This is a genomic window from Bacillus sp. EA-CB0995, assembly GCF_055814245.1.
Map to the genome: position 1 here is coordinate 3215712 of NZ_CP169269.1, position 21532 is coordinate 3237243.

Consider the following 21532-nt stretch of genomic DNA (forward strand, 5'->3'; position numbering starts at 1 on the left):
GAGAAATTAGGCTTTTTTCATCACTCCATTAAAGCGCCCTATAGTTTAATGACTTGATTTACTGATTATATCTTCAATCATTCACTTTGAACTATATAGATATAGTTTTTGTTGCAACTGTTTGTTGAAATGCCTTATCATGCTCAACAATAACCATTGTGGGATTAAATTGTTGAATAAGCTCTTCAATCTGCATACGCGAATAAATATCGATAAAATTTAATGGTTCATCCCATATATATAAATGAGCTTTTTCACATAAACTTTTAGCGATAAGCAGCTTTTTCTTTTGTCCACCAGAATAATGAGATATATCTTTCTCAAATTGAATTCGGTCAAAATCCATCTTACGTAGGATGGATTTAAATAACGTCTCATCAATCTCGTGCTCTTCAATAAAGTCCGATAACGATCCCTTCAAATGAGAAGTATCTTGTTGGACATAGGAAATGATGAGTCCTGAACCTAAATTAACTGCGCCTGTATGCTGTATTGGATGTCCTAGAATTAGTTTTAGGATACTACTTTTCCCGCTTCCATTCTTTCCATCAAGTACAATTCGATCCCCTTGTTCAACTATGAAGCGAATTGGTTCATTTACTATTTGGTCATCATACTTAACAGACACATCAGCCAAAACAACCAATTCATTTGACTGAAATTTCAATTGTTCTAATTTTAACGACTCAGTTTTCTCCACATTTTTTAGTAATTTTGACTTTTCTTCAATAGCTTTTTGTTGCCTTGATTCAAGGTTCTTCGCTCTCTTCATCATCTTGGCCGCTTTATGTCCTACAAAACCCTTATCTAACTTAGATCCTGAATTCCTTGTTCCATTTTTGGAAGCTTCCACTTGATGAGACCAATCTGTTGAACGCTTTGAAGACTGTTTTAATCTCCCTATGTCTTTTTGTAGACGCTCATTTGTAGCCTCTTCGTGTTCCTGCTGTCTATCAAAATTTAACTTCCAAGAAGAATAGTTACCACTTTGAACTTCAATATTTGCTCTATTTATAGATAAGATATGGTCAACGCATCCATCTAAAAAGATTCTGTCATGTGAAATCAAAATAAACCCTTTTTTCTTCCTTAGATAATCAGAGACCATCTTTCGTGCATCAGTGTCTAGATGATTTGTTGGCTCATCAATTAATAGAAATTGACCCTCATTCAAAAACAGTGCAGCAAGCAACACCTTTGTTTGTTCTCCATTTGATAATGTTTTAAATGGTCGATACATGGCCTCGGCATCAACATTTAAATAGGATATTTCACGCAGAAATTCCCAATCTTCTGCTTGGGGACAAATTTCTTCAAGGATTTCATGAGTGAACTTGTTCTTATCTGAAACTGGGTAAGGGAAATAATTAAATTCCACCGAAGAAGTGATTTTCCCACTATACTCATAATTACCTAATAATAAATTAAAGAATGTCGTTTTACCTCGTCCGTTTCTACCAATAAACCCTAGTCTCCAATCCGTATCTATTTGAAAGTTTACACCTTCAAAAATATTATCAAAGCTACTTGGGTATGAAAAAGTTAAGTCTTGAACTTTTATCATTGACATAATAATTCCTCCTTTATATATCAACACTTTTCATATAAAGTCGGAATATCCATCAATTTTTTAATTTCTCCATATAAGTTTGATGGATATTAACGACTTATATAGAGCATTACATGTGTAACAATAGTGTCTGAATTACTCATTTTTCTCTCTCCTTTATTTGTTAGGTTACAGTTACGGATTAATAAATAGCAACTTACCTATAAGAGAATAAAAAAATCCTCCCAATTTGTAATCGGAAGGATTAGTATTTCACTTATACTTAGTAAGTTCTTATTAATCATTGGAATCATGACAAATAAAGTATGAACTGATTAATAAAAATGGATAGACTAACCCTATATTTTGTAGTTTGAAGTTATTAATTTCAAATTTAAATATAGATTAGTTAATCATTATTCGTCCATCAGTCCTCTCATAATTCTTATTTTTAGAGTAACATTCTTTTTTATGGAATGCAATATCACAATCATCTTCACCTGAAATTACTGCTAACTACTTCTTTAGAATCAACAATGTATATTCCTTCTTTCTTTATACTTCCCTCCATAAACATCTTAATCCTAAATTGTGTGGCATTAAAACAAAGTTTGATCAAAAAGTGAAAACAAAATTTTATTCAAAATCACAATCCATTTAAAGAAAACTAACTGTACAATAAGCAAAAGAATCCATTCAAAAAGAACATTAATCAAAATGGATTCTTTTCTTTTTGAATGGACAATTCATGTAATAAAAAATCCAAATTCATTTAAAATTCTTCGATCAAAGAGATAAAGCATCGCAACTTTGTTCAAAGCTTCGCGTCATTCTTACAAACATCGTGACTTTATTTCAAACCCACAATGGTAGGCGAGATGTTCAGGATGTTCGGAAAAGACAATACTCTTCAACTCCTTGAATATTTACAAATTGGTTCTTTATAATATACTCAATTAAATATAAGTGAACAGTACTCTTGTCCATGTTTAAGGTAAATAAGGGTTAAAATAGGGGTGCAGTGGAAATAAACTTGCCTAGTCTAGAGGAATAACACAAAAACTTCCTTGGTAATGAGGGAGAATTTTTCCATACAACATTGTGAAGGTTTACACTTAAACTATCGGGTGCTTTTGTTTAATACTAGATAAAAGGAGAACACATATTATATATGACTAATATGTGTTCTCCTTTATTTTTAAAGCTTTTTATAATCTAGGTCTTGATAATACCTACTATGAAAGGGATTTTTATAAAGTGAAACCTCCATCAGTGGAGGGTTTTTTCATCCCCCACTGATGGTTAACCATACCTATCACCTGGAATTCTTCTGAACTTTAAGGTAATAAACTACGCACGTACATCTTCATATTTTAAGATATCATTATATTCTTTTTCTAATTCATCTAGTGATAATTCATATAATTGTTTATTTAATACTTTGTATACACCTACATCAATTAACTTCTCAATCAATTGCTTTTTCCTTTGTTCTACAGCATAACGGAGCCCATAACTCATTCTTTCTTCAAAACTCCTTTCGGCAATTTCCCTATAATAACCTTTACCTGCTTTAAAATAGATTTTTAGGAAGTGAGATTATACTACCGCTTTGTGGCCACATTATACATATATATGCACAAAAAAAGATCTCATGACACTTTTTGAGATCTTTTTTATTGAACATTCTACTTCTTATATCCGGAATGATTACATCAAATATTAACATTCCATCCAACCTTCTAAACTCTTTCTTTAATAGTGCTTCTTTAAAATAAAACATACCGCATAGAAAAATGTATTTCTGTGCGGTATGTTTTACATATTACTTCTATTTTTTATCATATCTGCTTTCATCACCCTCACAGGTCCAATCTATATTTTCTATATCAACGGACCAACCTATAATTGTGACACTTTTTGCTTCTTTCCAAGAATCTACCTTGTCAAGTATTTGTCCAATATGAAGGGCATCTTCCGCATGTAACGATTGATATAATAGATGATCGTCTTCAAATATCCGTTCACCACATTCAACAATCCCATCTGTTGCCATCACAAGGTGATTGGTTCCTTCTTGTAATTCACGAACCCCCGACGTAAAACAAGGTGTTGCTGCTGAAAAAATATTCTTTCTACCAATCCTCTCATAACATTGCCGTTTATTCAAACGCCCCTGGTCACATTGTAATAGTCTTGGATGAAATAAGTAGACAAAACATTCCCCTACTGACAACCAATACACAAACTTTCCTTTCCGAAGACAAATAAGGCATGATGTTTGTCCTTGTATTCGTTCACTTTCTTCAATAAATTTTTCATCCGTAAAGAGCGATAATAAATACATATGCGTATGATGAAAAACTAAATGAGAAGGATAAGTGAAAAGCTGTAATAACTTCTCTTTTCTTTTACAAATTATATCTATAATATGCTTTGCTCTTTCAATAGTACTTTGTGCATCAAAAATCATAACAAATTCCCATGTTCCTTGTGGATCACACCAAGCAAGCACAGCTTCTTCATTTTTGCTTGCACCAGCTTCTGTATTTCCACCATATAATCCGATAGAAAGAGGATCTAGCGTTTCTACATGAATCTCATTTAAATATGCTTTTTCATCACCAGTCCATTTAAAGGTATGTACGGCTTCCATCCTCATCCCTCGTTTCATTGTGATTTTAAGATAAGATTATATTATCTACTAAAAAAAGATACTTTTTCACAGAAAAATTTAATAAATAAAGTGAAACTTCCATCAGTGGGGTTCTCTTCATCCCCCACTGATGGAAAGCTCTCACCAATTGGGCGTATACCAGCGGTTATCCTCCACCTATCTTCTTCGAGTTCCTCACAATCTTGAGGTGGGGGCTTACTGCCCGTTAATGCGGGATAAAAACTTTTATTTCTTTACAAACGATTATATCGTATTATACGATATAAAAAAGGAGTTGTAATCATGCTAACATTAAATAAACATTGGGAAACAATTTATTTTTATCTCCGTCACGAATATGAAGAAAATTTATCTCACCAAGCCATTCGTATTTTACAAATGATCTCTCGAAAAGAAGCACAAACCATTAGTCATATCGCCGCAGAACTACATCTCTCTCATAACACAGCTTCTGAACATATTAAACGGTTAATTCAGAAAGGATTTGTAATAAAAGAGCGCAGTAAACAAGATGAACGAGTTGTAATTGTAATGCTAACAGAAAAAGGTCAACAAGCATTAGCTACACACACACTGCTCGATGAGGCGAAACTAAAACAAATAGGAGAGAAGTTATCTAAAGACGAAAAACAACTAATTCAATCTGCATTTGAATTATTAGCAAAGGAGGCACACGATGGCTTTTCTCGTTAAAGTTATTGTCTCTGCACTTATTATTGGAGGGGTTACAGAGGTTGCCAAGCACTATAGTACACTTGGCGGCTTCATTGCGGCACTTCCATTAATCAGTTTGCTCAGTCTATTTTGGATTTCTGTTGAAGGAGGCTCCCGGGAAGAATTAAGCCGTTTTGCACTAGGAGTTTTGTATGGTTTTCCAGCATCAGCCTTACTATTATTTATTGTATATTTAGGCCTTCGCAACTCATTTTCACTTAGCATTTCTATTCTATTTGGTATAGGAGTATGGAGTATTTTATTAATATGTCAAAGGTTTTTTCAAACTTAAGGAGGCTTTATTTTGATTACACATGTAGATGTCTTCGGGAAAAAGTTGAAATACTGATAACGGGACAAGGAAAGCAAACTGTTGTGATTCAAACGGGTATGTTTTGTTCCCTTTACAATTGGATAGGAATCGCAACTGAACTGTCTGCATACTACAAGGTTGTTTTGTTTCATCGACCTGGTTACGGAACAAGTGAGTTAAATGAGGAAGACCGTACAACCGTACAAACCACATACGAATTAAGAGAATTGCTACATGTTTTACACATTCAAGAACCGATTATTTTAGTTGGACATTCTTATGGCGGTTTATGTGCACAACACTTTACTATCCTCTATCCCGAAAAAGTTTCTGCACTTGTTCTTGTAGATTCAACATCTATGAATTTACACCGCTTAGATGAACTAGACTTACCTACATTAGATGAAACAGATTCAGATAAAAAATGGATAAAGAAATGTTTATGCTATGCCAATATGGACACTGTCCAATTACAACAAGAGGTATCCCCAAACCTAACAGCTATGCAAACTACATTACCTATTGAAATACAAAAACTATTATTAGCTTTTACAATCTCTCCATCTCTTTATAAAGCTGTTGCATCAGAAATCATGCTTTGGAAAGATTGTGCCAAAAAAATGAAAGACTTAAATCAATTCCCTGATATACCATTAATAATTATTAGCAGAGATGCTCATCATTCTATACAACAAGCAATTCAAGATGGTATTCCTTATGAAGAAGCAAAAGCATTAGAAAATGTATGGCAAGAACTCATTCATGAACAAACTACACTTTCAAAACAAAGCTAACTTGTTGTTGCTACTAAATCAGGACACTCCATTGAAATAGATCGGCCCGATATTATAATTGAAGCAATAAAACAAATCAAAAATATACAGAACTTATAGAAAGAGGAAAGCAGTGTCTATACTGCTTTCCCCTTCTTCTTATTCAAAGTCTTCTTCTAACTCTTCTACATCATAAAACAAGTTTCCATTGTTTACATGAATAGGGCCGTTTGCAACATCAACGCGTAACACCCATGCCCATGGCACAGATAAACGCTCATGCAGTGCCCGCCAGAAAGCCATCGATTTTCTCTCATATTCTTCGAACTCTTCTAACATCTCTTTATAGGAGGCACCGTCTAATCGAATATTTGCTTCCATTAAACGTGAAAAAGCGTAATGCTTTAGTTCTAGTTCTGCAGCAATTTCCATTTCCTCAGGTGTTGCCATACCAATAATCGTTCCGTCAGGTGGTAAAATTTCATACACATTGTGAACTTCTACAACTTCTCCTGGCATGGATGAAAATCTATTGTTTTTCTCGAACATATGAACAGCCTCCTTTTATTAAAAAACTTTTTCACTCCAGCCATTGATTTCTATAACTGTTACATAATCTCCTGCCCTTTTCGTCAATCTTCACACATTTTTTACAATGTCTTCTTTCCAAAGTCGATTTACTTGAATAAGCTGATCTTCTGTAAATGTCAGCTTATATATGTCAGGCATATGAAGCCCTTTCCAAAATGAAAAATCATATTTGGAATCGAAATAATTCATAATAAGGACCATAATATTCCCATGTGTTCCTATTACAATATTTTTCCCTCTATATTTCTGCAAGATTTTCATCATGCAAGAAACTCCGCGCTGCTGGGCAATAGTGTTAGATTCTCCACCTTCAAGCTGAAAAGAAGGATTCTCCCATACTCTCGTAATGGATTTCTCGAAATCTTCGACAGGCTCTAAACTTAATAAACGTTCTCTTAAATCTTCCTCTAACTCAATCGATAAGTCGAAATGTTCAGCAATCCCTTCTACTGTTTGAATAGCCCTTTTATATGGACTAGCAATCACAACATCTATCGATTCATTTTGTAATACTTCTATTACACTCTCTGCTGCTTGCCATCCTTTCTCAGACAATGGTCTTTCTCTCTCATCTGGCATATATGTAGAATGTGCGTGACGTACAAAGTAAATATTAGTCATTCCCCTATCCCCTTTGCATTTTTCATAATTATATAATAACTACTACAACTATAGCGGAAGGGATTATCCAAATTTATATAAATTTGGTAATATAGCAATAAAATACATTACATAAAAAAAGGTGATGCTTGTATTTCTAAAATACTCCGCACCACGCTTCCTGTTTACATAATAAAATTATGAATTTTTAATTATTCTAAAAAACATCCCATTAACAGTAGATTTTGTAAAGGTAATGTTTTATCCCAAATTAACGGACAGTAAGACCCCCACCTCAAGATTCTGAGAAAAGAGAAGAAGATAGGTGAATGATAACTGTCCGTAAAAGCCCGATTGGTGAGAGCTTACCATCAGTGGGAAAAGACGCCCACTGATGGAAGTTTCACTTTATCCCGCTCTAACGGGCAGTAAAATCTCAATCTCAAGATTCTGAGAAAGCAAAAAAATTAAATGAAAGTTAACTGCCCATAAGAGCCCGATTGGTGAGAGCTTACCATCAGTGGGAAAAGGCGTCCACTGATGGAAGTTTCACTTTATTTCCCGTGATGTAACATGAAATCACTTGCTTCTTCTTCAATATGATTTAACTTTACAACCCCTTCTTTCCACTTATGAATGTAACGCGTTACACCTACCATAAAAGAAACAAAAATAGAAGAAAGAATAACTCCATATACAACACCAACAGTACTCATAACGACACTTCCTTATCATAGGATAATAATATTAGTATACTCCTTTTTTATCCAAATGCAGGAAGTTCATCTTTTTGTAACAATGACTGCTTATTCTTTAAGATATAGACACTTCCTCCTGCTTTTGTACATTCTTCCATTGCTTCGTGCCCAAAAAAACAACAGCAAACAATCCAAACGTAGATATAAGCATAACAGTAGATGCTGGTATATAGTCCAAAAGTACACCATACAAAAGTGTTCCAAGAGGGACAATTGCTGTTGCAATTGTTTCAATTAATCCGAATACACGCCCTAAATATTCTGGTGCTGTCGTTTTTTGAACAAAGACTTGTAATGGAACATTAATCGTGATGATATTCACCCCAAAAAGGATCATAAGTGTAATGTAATATATGAAAACCATTGTTTTAGATAACGGAAGAAACATTGGTACTACAATGCACAACAATAATCCAGACAGTATGAAAAGGTTCCTACGAATCGTCCGAAACTTATTTGTTGTTTCTGCTCGAACAGATAAAACAATAGAAGCGATTAACATCCCAACAGCAAACATTCCTTCAATTACTCCAAATTGCTGAGAGGAGAGTGATAATTTTTGAACGATAATATATGGAAGTGAGACCGTAACTGCACAAAAAAGAAATTAAGCCAAAGTGAAAGTTTCAGCATCGAAAATATGTCACTTTGCTCTTTCACATATACAAAACCTTCTTTTATGCTCGTTAAAAAATGATCCTTATCTTCTTTTTTGTCTGCTTTATACAAATCAAATACCATAAATACTTCTATTATCGCTGCAAAAGCAAATGTAATACCATTCAGTAAAAAAAGAATTTCATAGAAAATAAACCGTATACAAGACCACCGATAATCGGTCCTAAAATTGTTGCAAGCGATGTAGCTGATTGATTTAATGAATTCGCTTTTTGAATACGTGTAGCATCAACTAAAGATGGAATAGAAGATGTTAAAGTAATAGAGAAAAAACTTGCACATATGGATAACAGTGCTGCGGAGACATAGATGAAGATCAATGAAAGTCCAAATGAAGTTGAAAGTAAAAACATGGTGAACATAATAAGAGCACTTAATATATCTGCTCCAACAGCAAGCAATTTCCGGCTAATTCGATCTGCTGCTGCTCCGGCGATTGGTCCGCAGATCATACGTGGTACAGAACCACAAACAAGTGTAATAGCAAATCCCATGCCAGATCCTGTCGTTTTTAAAACGTACAACCCCATTGCAAACGTGTAAATATTTGCCCCAAGCATTGATGATAATTTCCCAATCATCATCAAAACAATATTTCGCGTCGCAATTTTTAATCGTGCATCATTTTGCTTTTCTAATACACCTTCCACATCATCACTCTCCCTTTAAAAGTTAAATTGTGTTAAACTTATTATATAATTAATTTTCTGAATTTGACAACAAAAAGTTTAATTGTATTTAACTTTTTTGAAAAAAGGAGGAGTTCCATGGCCACTCTCGGAGAAAAAATACGGACATTACGAAAAGAAAAAAACTTACCCAATCTGAACTTGCTGGGACAGAACTAACAAAAAGTATGCTCAGTCAAATTGAAAATGGTAAGGCAACTCCTTCCATGAAAACGTTGCATTATCTTGCTGATAAACTCGGCTGTGATGCAAGCTTTTTATTAGAAGAAGAAGCGAATGAATTTACTACTCTTGTGCAAGAAATGGAGCAACATATACAAGATATGCGTTTTAAAGATGTATACGAAATTCTTCATCCTATTGTGCATGATGCGCTACCATCTACACTAGATGCTGCACGCTTATATAAACAATACGCTAGAGCAGCACTTCATATGAAAGATTATCATGTCCATGAATATATTGAAAAAGCAACATTAATTTTCGAAAAATATGCTTTATATCGCGAAAGTACAGAAACAAAACTTATCTTCTTTCGATTATTGTTTCTCAATAAAAAATACCATGAATGTTTGCAATTAATTAATTCCATTCGTGATGAATATAAAGAAAAACATTTAGAAATGGATTTAATTATGCAAATTGAACTTTTTTAGACGAGGCAATCGTTTTATTAGCAATTGGAGATTATGACGCCTGCAAAGATATTATTTTACAAGCAATTACTTTTTCTAAAAAAATCAAGTGTACTATAAAACAGATGAATTTTATCGTGTTTTGTCCTATCAAGCCACATTTGCTAAAGATACAGAAGGTTACTTATACTATTTAAAGAAAGCAGAGCAATTCGCTCTATTTACAGAAAACGCCGTATCAACAACTCTTCTTCATATATTACAAGCTTATTTTCATAATATGCTAACAAAAAAATATGAAGTTGCACTTATGCACATTGAAGCATACGGGGAACAGTCTATAAAGGTACTAGGTCCAAAAAAAGATGGCTTTTATTATCTTGAAAAAGGCAAAGCCTTATATGGTCTAGAACGTTATCATGAAGCATTACAAGCTCTACAACAAGTAACAATCCCTGATTATACGCATCATCCAATAGACAAAGCGTTACTGGCTACAGCTGGCTCTTTTCGTGCTTTATGCTATATACACCTGCAGGATAAAGAGCAAGCTCTGTATGAAGCAAAGCAAGCACATCATGCCATTCAAGATTATCATGCTCCGATGTTTTCTTCTTTCACTGAAGAAACATTACAAATGATTCAAAAACTTTAAACTCTCTATCAATTGGTATATTATTCCTTACTATGAGCCAAAATAGTAGTACAGCGTAACTTCCATCAGTGGAAGCTCTCTTGATGGTTAACCAATCGGACACAGAGAGGAGTTTAAAAATGAACATTCAAAGAGCAAAAGAAATTTCAAAATCAACGGAACAAACAAATGTAACTTTTCAAGGTATGCCTGTTACGATTCAACATGTCGACGAAAAAAATGAAACAGCACACATATACGAGGCAACAAATCCAAATCGTGAACTCACTGTTCCAGTTAACAGCTTAGAGGAAATATAAGAAATCCCACTTCATTTTATTTTGAAGTGGGATTTCTTATATTTCTCGTACGTACAGGCAGTTCACCCCTTGCGTAGATGTCTTACTGCTTATTTAATGAGACTATTCTTGGTTTTTCATGAATTTTTTCATATTAAATCCAATACGGTAAATGAAATTAAAATACACATTAAATGACACACTATTCAGATTCCATGTTAAACTAAAAAGAAAAAATTTATAGTAAGGAGAAAACAAAATGAACAAAGCACCATACTACGCGGTTATTTTCACTTCTCAACTCTCAACTGAAACAGATGATTACGAAATCGTTGCAGATGAAATGGTAAAATTAGCAGAGCAGCAACCCGGATTTGTCGATGTTGAAAGCGTACGTGATGAAACTGGATTTGGGATTACCATTTCGTACTGGGAATCACTTGAAGCTATTCAGCAATGGAAAGAACATGCAGCTCATACGATTGCTAGAAAAAGAGGCCGAGAACAATGGTATGAACAATTTCATACAAGAATTTGCCTTGTTGAAAGAGAGTACCGTGCTACAAAAGGAGAATAGTAAATGATAAAACCGAAAACTGCTCTTCTACTTCTGCACGAAATATATGGAATCAACCAACATATGAAGCATGTCATTCACACATTTTCCTCTTCGACTATAGATGTTATTTGTCCAAATTTATTACATCGCTCCTCTCCTTTTCATTACAATGAGGAAACAGAGGCATATTCACATTTTCTCAAGAACGTTGGATTTCAACAGGGGATAGAACATATTGAGGATATGCTCGCTGAACTACGAAATAACTATATGCATGTGGGAATTCTCGGGTTTAGCGTCGGTGCAACGCTTGCCTGGTTATGTAGTGAAGATCATAAAATTGATTTTGTTATCGGATGCTATGGCTCACGTATTCGTGATTACACAAACATTGTACCAACATGTCCTACGTTATTATTATTCCCAGCAAACGAACATAGCTTTTCCGTTTCTACTTTAATTAATAGTTTGCAAAGTAAAGGCCATCCACTACTAAACATAAAACAACTTAACGGAGAACATGGATTTCTTGATCCATGTTCTGCAAAATACAACGAGGAAGCTGCGGATCAAGGGTATCAGATGATACATTCTTTTCTTCAAAACATAACAGAGAAGTAGCCCCTACTCCTCTGCTATGTTTATTTTTCGTTTATCCCCGTGTTTTCTCAAGCACATATATCTTCCATTTATAATTCATAAGTGTGTAATATTCTTGAATTACAACATATTCCTTCGTATCTGTTTTGACAATATAAGTATTATCTCCTTTATATGTAACACTCTGTACGTTTTTATCTTCAAATTCTTCTTTTATTCCTTGTTCATGCAAAATTCCTTCTGCATGAACATGTTTCAAATAATTGTAAGGTGAAAAAATAGAGATTCCTAGCACGATAAAAATTGTTATAATAGCAGTAATATTAGCTACCTTCGACTTCTTCATTTCTTTTCCCCTTCAACTAAAATTACTTTTTATCTATCTTTATCCTTACTCTCATCCGCACTTTCTTCCCTATCTTCCTGCTCTTCATGAAACTCTACAGGTGATTGTGCAGTAATTGATTCAAACGGTGTGTAGTAAATTTGAGGCGTCACTTTTTGAACAAACATTGTATATGTTGTTAGCCCAATAATAAAAAATAAAAACATTGTAAACATAACAACACCAATTGTTAAAATAAACATGGCACCACCCCTTTTGTAATCGTTATATTACAAAGTTCGATGCAATATGAGATAATCCTTGTTACAAAAAATGAAACTTTCATCAGTGAGGATTTTCTTTAATCAAGCCCTACCAATCGTTTTCTTAGCCCCCATTAAAATGGGAGAAATAAACGTAATAAAAACATTACAATAACTCCCGTTAGTACTGCACCTAATAAGCTCCGTGTAAAAATTGCAACAAGAAACGTCGGAATAGCCGCTAATAAATAATCCACTTGCACGGTTTCGTTCATAAATAATGTTTGTGCTAACAATGCAGCCAATATTGCAATTGGAATATAATTTAGCCATCTTAACCCCCATTCTGGAATTTCTACTTTACTTAATACAAGCAGTGGCACTACTCTCGGAAGCAATGTGACGATTGCAGATCCAAGTACAACAAGTAATACATCCCATCTTACTTCCATTTTTCAATCACCATCCCAATTGTCGCTGCTGCAAGTGTTGCAACAATAACAGCAACACTATTTGATACAAAGAAATGAGCAAAAAATGCAATCATAATCGATGCAATGGCAACGCAAAGATGAACAAATAACTTTGGACGGCTGCTCACAAGTTGTAAAACAAACAACCCGATAAACATCGCTGGAAGTGCATAATCCATCCCGTATGTATGTGGGTCTGGTATCCAATCTCCCAAAATGCCTCCAATGATATTTGCTATTACCCAATTTACATAACCTGTCACATTTAAACCGAGCATCCATTTTTCACTTACATATTGTTTTCCTGTTACATGCTGGGCTGCAACGCCAAATGTTTCATCAGTAATTTGCGAGCCAATCACTATATTTTTCCAAATTGATACTTTTTTTAAGTATGGAGCTAATGCTGCACTCATTAAAAAATGTCTTAGATTTACAAAGAAAACGGTAAAAATAATAGTAGAAGCTGGTGCACCCGCTACAAACATTCCAGCCATAATAAACTGTGCCGAGCCAGCATAAATCAGTAATGAAATAAGTGCAATTTCTGTTATTGAAAATCCAGCTGTTTTCTCAATAACACCTGATGCAACGCCAATGCTTAAATAACCGAGAACTGTTGGTAAACAATCTTTCACACCCTGCATAAACGTTTCATCTTGAGACTCTAATACCGCTGCTCGTTCCACCCTAACTCCCCCTTCTCCCTCATGTAAGAAAACAGCTTACCTAATAAAGTGAAACTTCCATCAGTGGGGGTTTTTCTTCATCCCCACTGATGGTTAGTTGAACCAATCTGGCTCTTACGGGCAGTTATCTTCCACCTATCTTCTTTGTTTTCTCAGAATCTTGAGGTGGGAGTCTTACTGCCTGTTAGTACGAGATAAACCGATATAAGCGTTGCATTCATATTGAGAAAAACCAAACTTTTACAACTCTTTCACAATATTATTCATTCGCTTTAATGAATCGTAACACTTCTATGAAATCTCCATGTAAATCAATTTTTTCAATTTACAATACAACACGTACGTAAAAACATGTTAACGTTTAAATGATGGGTAGTTGACTGATACCATTTACTTCTGTCACAATCTCATTTCCCTTTAGTAGTTATGATTATACCTACTAATATAAAAAGAAAATTCAATCGAGTCAATAATATTCTGAATTTTAAATTAAAAAAGACAACTTTAAAAGTCGTCTTTTTTAATACTTATCTTACAGACCTTCTTAATCTGCAGCCCTTTTTCATATAAATCTTTCTGATCAAATTGGTATGCAATTTCACAGGCTGTTACGTCGCCGCCCTTTTCATTTGCGACTGCAGTAAATGAACAAGCCCCCGCTGGGCAATCTAATATTTTCTCATTTTGTATGTCCTCATCACGCAATTGGAGCATATCACAATACTCATCAAACTTTGTAAATATAAAGCCATAAATTGACACATTTCATTTTCGTATTAAGATTAACATATATGGAGGAGGATTTATATGGAATATAATATTTTAAAGATCATTGCACTAGCAGAAAAACTCAAATATGAAATGCGGCACAGTTGGCTTTCTAACGGCCGTCAAGAGAGTGTGGCAGAGCATACATGGCGTATGTCACTTATGGCTATCCTCGTTCAGCCTTATTTAGATAAAGAAGTGAACATAGAAAAGTTACTTAAAATGGTGATTATTCACGATTTGGTCGAAGCTGAAGCTGGTGATATTCCTGCGTTTGATACAATGAATAGTGAAGAATTAAAGCGAAAAAAACAAGAAAACGAACAACAAGCAATCCTGAATATTAAACATACACTATCAGGTCCACTTGGAGAAGAATTATATGACCTATGGATGGAGTTTGAAGAAAAAGAAACATATGAAGCAAAAGTAGCGAACGCTCTAGATAAACTAGAAGTAAAAATCCAGCATAATGAGGCAGACATTGATACATGGCTTCCAATTGAACATAAAATGACATTCCAAGTTGCACAGCATACAGATTTTGATTCGTTCTTATCAAAATTACAAAAGATTATTGAACAAGAAGGGGAAAAGAAATTAATTGCTGCTGGGATTGATGTAGAGACTTGTAAACAGTAGAAAGGTTACAAAATACGTTAAAAAAAGCGGCATATGTAGTAGCCGCTTTTTCTACATTATTTTTTATTAAATCCTTTTTTAACTAAAAACTCTTTCATATGCAATCGCTTCTCCTGCGACATGAACGCACTCATTGAACCAGTCCATGTCACATCCTTTTGATTTGTCAATCTTTCCTTATAATACTGGTTTGTCGTATGATCATATTCATCTAATAATTCATTATATTTTTCCTCATCATATACATCTTCATGTAAAATAGCTCCAACTGGTAAACGAGGTTTCACTCCATGAGTTTCATCTGGTACACCAATCGTCATTCCAAATACTGGATATACTTTCTCAGGTAAATGTAACAATTCACTTACTTGCTCTGGGTTATTACGAATTCCGCCAATATAACAAATACCGTATCCAAGGGATTCAGCAGCAAGCGCTAAATTTTGAGCAAAGAGGGAAGCATCTACCGTTGCCACAATAAAATTTTCTGTTGTATCAGATTTAATTTCTGTTCCATGCTTCTCGCATGCGATTTCTAATCGCTTTAAATCTGCGCAGCAAACAAAGAATGCCGCGCAGCTTTTCACGTGACGATTTCCAGATAACTCTGCTAGTTGCTCTTTCAATGCTTCATCTGTTACATATACAACTGAATATGCTTGCACAAAATGTGATGATGCCGCATGCTGTGCTGCTCCAATCATTCTTTCGATTATATTCTTTGGAATTAGCTCTTTCTTATATTTTCGGACTGATACGTGTTGTTCCATTTTATGTATAATTTCATTCATAACATCCCGCCTCCTGTAGTCTGAATACTCAATAATTAACATATTTTTCGCATACAGACAAACGATATGCTTAAATAATACATAAAAAGGATCAATCTTATTTGATTGATCCTTTCATACATAATTAAGCTGCTTTCAACACCTTGACACCTTTGACAATATTCCAAACACAGTAATAAATTCCTACAACCGCAAAGATGACATACGTTACAATCATACCAACACCAATACTTGCAGCTTCTCCCATCCCAATACCAACTGCCCCCGAAAGAGCAAGGCCTCCAAATAAGATAATGAATGGAATTATGTGCGTCCATAGTGCTTTTTTCGCATGATATTTCACGTCACCTTCGGCAATAAAGAAGACGATAATTGGAAATAAGAACGGTGCAAAGAAAATACTAAAATAACATAATGAAGATAAAATATTATTGCTTTTCATACGATTCACCTCTAAAGTTTTGTTGTTTTTGTTACTTTTATTATGCCATTCCAAAACTTTAGAAACTATCGTTTTACCTTTCAGCTAAATTACAGTTTTGTAAGATTTCTCGTTATATTTGATCCATGAGCCAATACTTTGTAATTGCCAAATATTCTCGAACATTAGATTGAATGATAATAGGCTTTGGTGTTCTTGCAGACAATCCCTCTAACTGCAATCCTTGTTTTTCAGCAATCTTTTTTGCACGATACATATGAAAATCGTTCGTTACGATAATTCCTTTTTTCTTATTTGCTGGAATAAGAGATTTTGAGAATTTTATGTTTTCATCTGTATTTGTAGAACGATCTTCCATTATAATTCGTTCTTCTTGAATCCCCTGTTTTATTAATCCTCGTTTCATAGCCAAAGCTTCAGAAATATCCTCTCCTTTTCCTTTACCACCAGATACAATTACAATTGTTTGTTGATGTGTTTTTAAATATTCCGCGGCTTTATCAATACGATATTGCAGAGAATAAGAAGGTTCTGTTCCTTTCACACGCGCACCAAGTACAATCATATAATCTGCATCATTTGGCGCTTCCATATGTCCATGCTTGTAAATTATATATTGTAAAGTACTCATATAACCAACTACAATCATCAAAAGAATCATGCCATACGTTATCCACTTTTTTCTTTTTAGCATTTCTACAAATACTCCCCTCTCTTTATTTTTTCATCTTAATATTCTTCCAACCACTTGTGTAGTCTTTTTTCCAATTCGGCCCAATTCATCCTTTAAAAGTAATATTCCTACTCCAAATAGGAATATAGAATCACGTATACAATACATTTTTTTACATAGAGCATACTGAGATTTCTATTAGTGATGCTTAGAATTTTGAAGTAGAAATTCTGTTTATGAATAACAAAAAATCCCCTTAACACATTAAGGAGATTTCATCATTATACATGTCTCTCTGCCAACACTCGTATAGAAACTGGATGTGAAAAACGATTCATCGCAAATACAGCACACGCTGTTAATAATTCCGCCACAGGCATTACAAGCCATATTCCATTTACACCAAACAATTTCGGCATAATCCACAGAAGAGGTATGATAAGCAGCAACCCACGGCTCAATATAATAAAAACAGATTTTGTTGTTTGTCTTACGGATTGAAAATACTCTCCATATACAATGTTATAACCTAAAAATACGTATTGCGTGAAGAATAAACTGATTCCTATTAGAGTCATATTTAATAATTCTTCAGATTGAACGTCAAATAAACCGATAAGATATTTCCCAAAGAATAAACCGATAATTGTTGCGATAGCACCGAGTACAACAGCTGTTTTTACCGCAAGCTGTAGCCCTTCTTTCAACCTTTCCGATAAATTTGCACCATAATGGAAGCTCGCGATAGATTGTAGTGCTGCCCCAACTCCAAAGAATAAAAGTAACGTTATGGCATGAATACTGTTTACCATAGCAAATGATGCAACGCCCTGCTCTCCAGCGTATTGAATAAAAGTAACGTTAAAACCTATTGTTACAATCGCCGCTGTTATTTCTGTTGTAAAGCTAGGAAAGCCAATCACGAGAATTTCTTTTATTGTTTGCCACTCTAATTTTAGTTTCGTCCATTTTAAAATGCTGTTTTTTCTAAAGAAATGACTCAATAGTACAAGAAAGCCAATTGCTGCAGATAAAATTGTAGCAGATGCTGATCCTGTCACACCCCAGCCAAGAATGAAGATAAAAATATAATTAAATACAATGTTTAATACCGCTGTGATAATTAAACCTGCCATAGCTAAATTCGGATTTCCATCATTTCGTATAAATGTACTCAAAACATTTTCTAAAACATATACCATTCCAAATGTAAATAATACATGGAGATAATCTAATGAATACGGTAAAATTACATCATTTGCTCCAAATAAGTAAGCTATATCTTCTATTTTCCATAAGCAAATAATCATTAACACACCAACAATAGCAACGGCTACCGTCATAGATTGCGTGAAAATAGAACGCGCTCGCTCTACTTTATTTTCTCCTAAAGCGATAGAATACATTGTTGCTCCGCCCATTCCAATCCATAATGAAATCGAGAAAAAGATGGAAAATGCGGGAACGGCAACATTCACTCCTGCCAAACCATTCGCACCCACACCTCGGCTAACCATAACTGCATCTATCATAATATTCACCGACATCAGTACCATTCCAAGTACAGCCGGAACTAAATACGAAATAAATAAACTTTTAATCGGTTTTTCTCTTAAATTCTCAGTTGCTTCCATAACAAAACTCTCCTTTACGACTCTCTGTTCACATTTTAAACCTTCAAGTTACTTAAAGGTCAAGAGAGAAGTAAAACATATATTTTGTTATTCAGGATGCCTTACTTAATTTATCCTGCTATTTGCGGGCAGTTATCCCCCACTAATGGAAGTTTCACTTTATCTTTTTTCATCACAGGGATTTGGATTTCTGTCACTTGCTCCATTGGATTACTTGTTACAGACCAATCAATTAACCCTAATTCAATTGCATCACCGCATATTTCATAATCATCTTTTTCAATAGCTTGTAACAACCTCTTATAGGTCTTACCTGTTTCTTCGTATGGTCCATGATGATACGCACACGCATATATTCCCTCTTCAATTACATTAGAAGTAGCAATTTCAAATGGCATATAATCAAGAAGAATAAATACGCTATTGTATGCTTGAAAATCATGCTTCAATAGTGCCTCTTTTGCTATAGTAACGCCTAGATCCCCTGAAAATAAGCTATCATCTACTTGCTTCATATTTTTTTGAAGTGAATGAATATAATATTCAAACATATCATCCGTTATATTTTTGGTAATAGGAAGAGCCGTAATTTTTCGCGTTGGTAGTTCTGTAAAAAAGACAGTGTGAGCATCTGTTTGTATAGCTTCTTTCATTAAATGAATTTTATGTTTTATTTTTGCTAACGTATATTCAATTTCCCTTTGTTTTTTTAATAACATCTCTTCCTGCTTTTCTAATAAATTCAATGCAAATGATGGTGTTCTTTCATCTATATATCGTTTAATTTCTTTTAGCGGTATGTTTAACTGACGTAAAAACTTAATCGTATCTAGCATTGAAAATTGATCAATTGTATAGTATCGATAATTCGTTTGTGAATCAACAATTGCTGGATGAAAGATACCTTTTTCATCATAATATCGCAAAGTCGATTCAGGGATATTATGCATTTTCGCCATTTCTCCGATTGTAAAACGTTGATTTAATAACATATCTATTTCTCCGTTCATTTCAAATTCATTAACCTAATCACACTTTTTATATTAGCCCTTTCCCCCGTTAATAACAGTTTCACTTTATTCCCACTCTCTATAAAATAGCAAGTATATTATACATGTATGTACTCTTTTCAATAAACAACAAACCGAAAAGCGAGCCTTGTCCTTCTGGCTCGCTTTTCACTCCCGCTATTTGTGGGCAGTAAGCCCCCACCTCAAGATTCAATGAAAAACAAGGAAGATATGTGAGGGATAACTGCCCATAAAAGCCCGATTGGGCGGGCTTTCCATCAGGGGAGCATGAAAAAAACTCCACTGATGGAAGTTTCACTTTATCAAATACGTTCCATCGCCGCCTTCACTGTTTCTACAACAAACGTAATTTCTTCGCTAGAAATTACAAGCGGCGGTGCTAATGCTAAAATATTATTATAACCAGCTGTCGTCATACCGTTGCGACCAATAAGTAATCCTTTTTCTTTACAAGCATTCATCACCGTTGCAATTTTGTCCCCATCAATTGGCTCTTTCGTCGCTTTATCATTTACAAGTTCAATTCCAACGAGTAACCCCTTTCCGCGAATATCTCCTACATATGGATGGTCACCAATCGCTTCTTTTAATTGTTCTAATAGAAGAGTTCCCATCTGAGCAGAACGATCAACCAATCCTTCGTTCTCCATAATTTCTAAATTTTTAAGTGCTAATGCACAAGCTGCTGGATTTCCGCCAAATGTATTAATATGACGGAAAAACTCATATTCTCCCGCCCCTTGAAACGCCTCATAAATTTCTTTTTCACTGCCGTTACGGACAATGGTAAATATCCACTTGTAATTCCTTTTGCCGTCGTAATAATATCTGGCTTTACATCATAATGCATGAATCCAAATGGTTTTCCTGTACGTCCAAAACCACAAATGACCTCATCGCTAATAAGAAGTGCCCCATGCTTTTTGCATGTTTCATGAACAGCCTTCATATAATTTTGCGGCGGCATTAAAATACCTCCGCCTGTGATAATTGGTTCCATAATAAATGCTGCTATCGTTTCACTCAATTCCCATGTCATCACGCGATCAATTTCTTTTACACATTCCACATCATAAATATCCTCTGCATCAATTCCTGGCATGCGGTAACAGTCTGGCGGTGTGACATGTAAGAACCCTGCAGCTAACGGCTCATACTGATATTTCCGCTGTGCTTGTCCTGTTGCTGCCATTGCTGCCATTGTATTTCCATGATAACCGCGGTAGCGTGCCATAACTTTAAAACGATGCGGTTCTCCTTTATACGCATAATATTGACGAGCAATTTTAAATGCTGTCTCATTTGCCTCTGATCCACTATTAGAAAAGAAAATAACGTATTCCCCACCAAGCCACTCATTTAATTTTTCTGCTAATTGAATTGCCGGCTCATGTGATTGTGACATTGGAAAATAGGAAAGCTTTTGTAACTGTTCATACGCAGCATCAGCTAGTTCTTTTCTTCCATAACCACTATTCACACACCAAAGACCGCTCATTCCATCTAGATAGCGTTTTCCTTCACTATCCTCCACCCAGCAGCCCTCTGCCTTTGTTCCAATCATTGTACTGCTTGGACTATACGGACGCATTCCATGCCATACGTATTTTTCATCTTTTGCTAATAATTCTCCAGATTGCTTCGTTTTCACCATACATTCCACCTTCCATTACAACTTTTTATATCTAAAGCTGTTCGGTGCCTCATGATGATTTAAATTTTTCTCTTCCTA

Annotated in this window: 22 protein-coding genes and 4 pseudogenes; 8 read left to right on the top strand and 18 right to left on the bottom strand. The window is 34.7% G+C overall.

The window, feature by feature from the left end:
• Positions 1 to 91 precede the first annotated feature (91 nt).
• The 3 genes from ACEWFJ_RS16555 to ACEWFJ_RS16565 all read right to left on the bottom strand — a co-directional run bounded on the left by ACEWFJ_RS16555 (position 92) and on the right by ACEWFJ_RS16565 (position 4205).
• On the bottom strand, positions 92 to 1570 hold the full coding sequence (locus tag ACEWFJ_RS16555; protein WP_473689272.1) for an Lsa family ABC-F type ribosomal protection protein: 1479 nt from the start codon (positions 1568 to 1570) through the stop codon (positions 92 to 94).
• A gap of 1329 nt (positions 1571 to 2899) precedes the next feature.
• Positions 2900 to 3070 carry a Fur-regulated basic protein FbpA gene (locus ACEWFJ_RS16560; RefSeq protein WP_098310360.1) on the bottom strand — a complete coding sequence of 57 codons (171 nt, stop codon included), beginning with the start codon at positions 3068 to 3070 and terminating at the stop codon, positions 2900 to 2902.
• A 310-nt stretch (positions 3071 to 3380) separates the two neighbouring features.
• The gene (locus tag ACEWFJ_RS16565; RefSeq protein WP_473689273.1) at positions 3381 to 4205 is read right to left on the bottom strand and encodes a protein phosphatase 2C domain-containing protein; all 825 of its coding nucleotides are present in this window, start codon (positions 4203 to 4205) and stop codon (positions 3381 to 3383) included.
• A gap of 303 nt (positions 4206 to 4508) precedes the next feature.
• On the opposite strand from ACEWFJ_RS16565, the gene ACEWFJ_RS16570 reads away from it, so the two are divergent.
• The 3 genes and pseudogenes from ACEWFJ_RS16570 to ACEWFJ_RS16580 all read left to right on the top strand — a co-directional run bounded on the left by ACEWFJ_RS16570 (position 4509) and on the right by ACEWFJ_RS16580 (position 6146).
• Positions 4509 to 4919, top strand: coding sequence for a MarR family winged helix-turn-helix transcriptional regulator (locus tag ACEWFJ_RS16570; RefSeq protein WP_473689274.1), 411 nt, complete (start codon positions 4509 to 4511; stop codon positions 4917 to 4919).
• Positions 4903 to 5232, top strand: a complete 330-nt coding sequence (locus ACEWFJ_RS16575) for a DUF3147 family protein (protein ID WP_473689275.1) — start codon at positions 4903 to 4905, stop codon at positions 5230 to 5232. Before ACEWFJ_RS16570 ends, ACEWFJ_RS16575 begins: the two co-directional genes overlap by 17 nt.
• Positions 5190 to 6146, top strand: a pseudogene (locus ACEWFJ_RS16580) (alpha/beta fold hydrolase). Before ACEWFJ_RS16575 ends, ACEWFJ_RS16580 begins: the two are co-directional and overlap by 43 nt.
• A gap of 39 nt (positions 6147 to 6185) precedes the next feature.
• Here ACEWFJ_RS16580 and ACEWFJ_RS16585 read toward each other — a convergent pair.
• From ACEWFJ_RS16585 to ACEWFJ_RS16600, 4 genes and pseudogenes are all read right to left on the bottom strand, one after another.
• Positions 6186 to 6575, bottom strand: a complete 390-nt coding sequence (locus ACEWFJ_RS16585; protein ID WP_473689276.1) for a hypothetical protein — start codon at positions 6573 to 6575, stop codon at positions 6186 to 6188.
• Between the two features lie 90 nt (positions 6576 to 6665).
• Positions 6666 to 7238: a histidine phosphatase family protein gene (locus ACEWFJ_RS16590; protein ID WP_473689277.1), complete on the bottom strand. Its 573-nt coding sequence runs from the start codon at positions 7236 to 7238 to the stop codon at positions 6666 to 6668.
• A gap of 533 nt (positions 7239 to 7771) precedes the next feature.
• Complete coding sequence (locus ACEWFJ_RS16595) at positions 7772 to 7933, bottom strand: peptidase (protein WP_473689278.1); 162 nt, start codon at positions 7931 to 7933, stop codon at positions 7772 to 7774.
• 97 nt (positions 7934 to 8030) lie between these two features.
• Positions 8031 to 9237 (bottom strand): annotated as a pseudogene (locus ACEWFJ_RS16600) (MFS transporter).
• Positions 9238 to 9420: 183 nt separating this feature from the next.
• Here ACEWFJ_RS16600 and ACEWFJ_RS16605 point away from each other — a divergent pair.
• From ACEWFJ_RS16605 to ACEWFJ_RS16620, 4 genes and pseudogenes are all read left to right on the top strand, one after another.
• A pseudogene (locus ACEWFJ_RS16605) lies at positions 9421 to 10632 on the top strand (helix-turn-helix domain-containing protein).
• Between the two features lie 119 nt (positions 10633 to 10751).
• Complete coding sequence (locus ACEWFJ_RS16610; protein ID WP_098310369.1) at positions 10752 to 10931, top strand: H-type small acid-soluble spore protein; 180 nt, start codon at positions 10752 to 10754, stop codon at positions 10929 to 10931.
• A 238-nt stretch (positions 10932 to 11169) separates the two neighbouring features.
• The gene (locus tag ACEWFJ_RS16615) at positions 11170 to 11487 is read left to right on the top strand and encodes an antibiotic biosynthesis monooxygenase family protein (protein ID WP_473689279.1); all 318 of its coding nucleotides are present in this window, start codon (positions 11170 to 11172) and stop codon (positions 11485 to 11487) included.
• A 6-nt stretch (positions 11488 to 11493) separates the two neighbouring features.
• Positions 11494 to 12090 (top strand): dienelactone hydrolase family protein, encoded by a 597-nt coding sequence (locus ACEWFJ_RS16620; RefSeq protein WP_473692567.1) that lies wholly within the window; start codon positions 11494 to 11496, stop codon positions 12088 to 12090.
• Between the two features lie 31 nt (positions 12091 to 12121).
• Here ACEWFJ_RS16620 and ACEWFJ_RS16625 read toward each other — a convergent pair whose 3' ends face one another.
• The 5 genes from ACEWFJ_RS16625 to ACEWFJ_RS16645 all read right to left on the bottom strand — a co-directional run bounded on the left by ACEWFJ_RS16625 (position 12122) and on the right by ACEWFJ_RS16645 (position 14533).
• Positions 12122 to 12415, bottom strand: a complete 294-nt coding sequence (locus ACEWFJ_RS16625) for a hypothetical protein (RefSeq protein ID WP_098310371.1) — start codon at positions 12413 to 12415, stop codon at positions 12122 to 12124.
• Between the two features lie 29 nt (positions 12416 to 12444).
• Positions 12445 to 12657: a DUF3951 domain-containing protein gene (locus tag ACEWFJ_RS16630; protein ID WP_429719311.1), complete on the bottom strand. Its 213-nt coding sequence runs from the start codon at positions 12655 to 12657 to the stop codon at positions 12445 to 12447.
• 134 nt (positions 12658 to 12791) lie between these two features.
• Complete coding sequence (locus ACEWFJ_RS16635; RefSeq protein WP_098310373.1) at positions 12792 to 13109, bottom strand: AzlD domain-containing protein; 318 nt, start codon at positions 13107 to 13109, stop codon at positions 12792 to 12794.
• Positions 13100 to 13777 (bottom strand): AzlC family ABC transporter permease, encoded by a 678-nt coding sequence (locus ACEWFJ_RS16640; RefSeq protein ID WP_473692569.1) that lies wholly within the window; start codon positions 13775 to 13777, stop codon positions 13100 to 13102. Before ACEWFJ_RS16640 ends, ACEWFJ_RS16635 begins: the two co-directional genes overlap by 10 nt.
• Positions 13778 to 14323: 546 nt before the next feature.
• Complete coding sequence (locus tag ACEWFJ_RS16645; protein WP_473689280.1) at positions 14324 to 14533, bottom strand: hypothetical protein; 210 nt, start codon at positions 14531 to 14533, stop codon at positions 14324 to 14326.
• Positions 14534 to 14626: 93 nt separating this feature from the next.
• On the opposite strand from ACEWFJ_RS16645, the gene ACEWFJ_RS16650 reads away from it, so the two are divergent.
• Positions 14627 to 15229 (top strand): HD domain-containing protein, encoded by a 603-nt coding sequence (locus tag ACEWFJ_RS16650; protein ID WP_473689281.1) that lies wholly within the window; start codon positions 14627 to 14629, stop codon positions 15227 to 15229.
• A gap of 56 nt (positions 15230 to 15285) precedes the next feature.
• Here the strand turns inward: ACEWFJ_RS16650 and nfsA are convergent, their stop codons facing one another.
• The 6 genes and pseudogenes from nfsA to ACEWFJ_RS16680 all read right to left on the bottom strand — a co-directional run bounded on the left by nfsA (position 15286) and on the right by ACEWFJ_RS16680 (position 21454).
• The gene (gene nfsA, locus ACEWFJ_RS16655; protein ID WP_429719662.1) at positions 15286 to 16020 is read right to left on the bottom strand and encodes an oxygen-insensitive NADPH nitroreductase; all 735 of its coding nucleotides are present in this window, start codon (positions 16018 to 16020) and stop codon (positions 15286 to 15288) included.
• Between the two features lie 124 nt (positions 16021 to 16144).
• On the bottom strand, positions 16145 to 16462 hold the full coding sequence (locus tag ACEWFJ_RS16660) for a magnetosome magnetite crystal formation protein family (protein ID WP_253629154.1): 318 nt from the start codon (positions 16460 to 16462) through the stop codon (positions 16145 to 16147).
• A gap of 112 nt (positions 16463 to 16574) precedes the next feature.
• Positions 16575 to 17156 (bottom strand): YdcF family protein, encoded by a 582-nt coding sequence (locus ACEWFJ_RS16665; protein ID WP_429719324.1) that lies wholly within the window; start codon positions 17154 to 17156, stop codon positions 16575 to 16577.
• Positions 17157 to 17416: 260 nt separating this feature from the next.
• On the bottom strand, positions 17417 to 18769 hold the full coding sequence (locus ACEWFJ_RS16670; RefSeq protein ID WP_473689282.1) for an MATE family efflux transporter: 1353 nt from the start codon (positions 18767 to 18769) through the stop codon (positions 17417 to 17419).
• Positions 18770 to 18879: 110 nt separating this feature from the next.
• Positions 18880 to 19761: a MerR family transcriptional regulator gene (locus ACEWFJ_RS16675; protein ID WP_473689283.1), complete on the bottom strand. Its 882-nt coding sequence runs from the start codon at positions 19759 to 19761 to the stop codon at positions 18880 to 18882.
• 341 nt (positions 19762 to 20102) lie between these two features.
• Positions 20103 to 21454, bottom strand: a pseudogene (locus tag ACEWFJ_RS16680) (aminotransferase).
• Between the last annotated feature and the right edge of the window lie 78 nt (positions 21455 to 21532).

What these genes read in the sequence shown, in the direction of transcription:
- ACEWFJ_RS16615 (WP_473689279.1), top strand. Translation starts at nt 11,170, where the DNA reads ATGAACAAAGCACCATACTACGCGGTTATTTTCACTTCTCAACTCTCA.
- ACEWFJ_RS16630 (WP_429719311.1), bottom strand. Translation starts at nt 12,657, where the DNA reads ATGTTTATTTTAACAATTGGTGTTGTTATGTTTACAATGTTTTTATTT.
- ACEWFJ_RS16665 (WP_429719324.1), bottom strand. Translation starts at nt 17,156, where the DNA reads ATGCTAAAAAGAAAAAAGTGGATAACGTATGGCATGATTCTTTTGATG.
- ACEWFJ_RS16675 (WP_473689283.1), bottom strand. Translation starts at nt 19,761, where the DNA reads ATGTTATTAAATCAACGTTTTACAATCGGAGAAATGGCGAAAATGCAT.
- ACEWFJ_RS16650 (WP_473689281.1), top strand. Translation starts at nt 14,627, where the DNA reads ATGGAATATAATATTTTAAAGATCATTGCACTAGCAGAAAAACTCAAA.
- ACEWFJ_RS16645 (WP_473689280.1), bottom strand. Translation starts at nt 14,533, where the DNA reads ATGCTCCAATTGCGTGATGAGGACATACAAAATGAGAAAATATTAGAT.
- ACEWFJ_RS16575 (WP_473689275.1), top strand. Translation starts at nt 4,903, where the DNA reads ATGGCTTTTCTCGTTAAAGTTATTGTCTCTGCACTTATTATTGGAGGG.
- ACEWFJ_RS16660 (WP_253629154.1), bottom strand. Translation starts at nt 16,462, where the DNA reads ATGAAAAGCAATAATATTTTATCTTCATTATGTTATTTTAGTATTTTC.
- ACEWFJ_RS16590 (WP_473689277.1), bottom strand. Translation starts at nt 7,238, where the DNA reads ATGACTAATATTTACTTTGTACGTCACGCACATTCTACATATATGCCA.
- ACEWFJ_RS16670 (WP_473689282.1), bottom strand. Translation starts at nt 18,769, where the DNA reads ATGGAAGCAACTGAGAATTTAAGAGAAAAACCGATTAAAAGTTTATTT.
- ACEWFJ_RS16560 (WP_098310360.1), bottom strand. Translation starts at nt 3,070, where the DNA reads ATGAGTTATGGGCTCCGTTATGCTGTAGAACAAAGGAAAAAGCAATTG.
- nfsA (WP_429719662.1), bottom strand. Translation starts at nt 16,020, where the DNA reads ATGAATGAAATTATACATAAAATGGAACAACACGTATCAGTCCGAAAA.
- ACEWFJ_RS16570 (WP_473689274.1), top strand. Translation starts at nt 4,509, where the DNA reads ATGCTAACATTAAATAAACATTGGGAAACAATTTATTTTTATCTCCGT.
- ACEWFJ_RS16625 (WP_098310371.1), bottom strand. Translation starts at nt 12,415, where the DNA reads ATGAAGAAGTCGAAGGTAGCTAATATTACTGCTATTATAACAATTTTT.
- ACEWFJ_RS16565 (WP_473689273.1), bottom strand. Translation starts at nt 4,205, where the DNA reads ATGGAAGCCGTACATACCTTTAAATGGACTGGTGATGAAAAAGCATAT.
- ACEWFJ_RS16640 (WP_473692569.1), bottom strand. Translation starts at nt 13,777, where the DNA reads ATGCAGGGTGTGAAAGATTGTTTACCAACAGTTCTCGGTTATTTAAGC.
- ACEWFJ_RS16595 (WP_473689278.1), bottom strand. Translation starts at nt 7,933, where the DNA reads ATGAGTACTGTTGGTGTTGTATATGGAGTTATTCTTTCTTCTATTTTT.
- ACEWFJ_RS16555 (WP_473689272.1), bottom strand. Translation starts at nt 1,570, where the DNA reads ATGTCAATGATAAAAGTTCAAGACTTAACTTTTTCATACCCAAGTAGC.
- ACEWFJ_RS16610 (WP_098310369.1), top strand. Translation starts at nt 10,752, where the DNA reads ATGAACATTCAAAGAGCAAAAGAAATTTCAAAATCAACGGAACAAACA.
- ACEWFJ_RS16585 (WP_473689276.1), bottom strand. Translation starts at nt 6,575, where the DNA reads ATGTTCGAGAAAAACAATAGATTTTCATCCATGCCAGGAGAAGTTGTA.
- ACEWFJ_RS16635 (WP_098310373.1), bottom strand. Translation starts at nt 13,109, where the DNA reads ATGGAAGTAAGATGGGATGTATTACTTGTTGTACTTGGATCTGCAATC.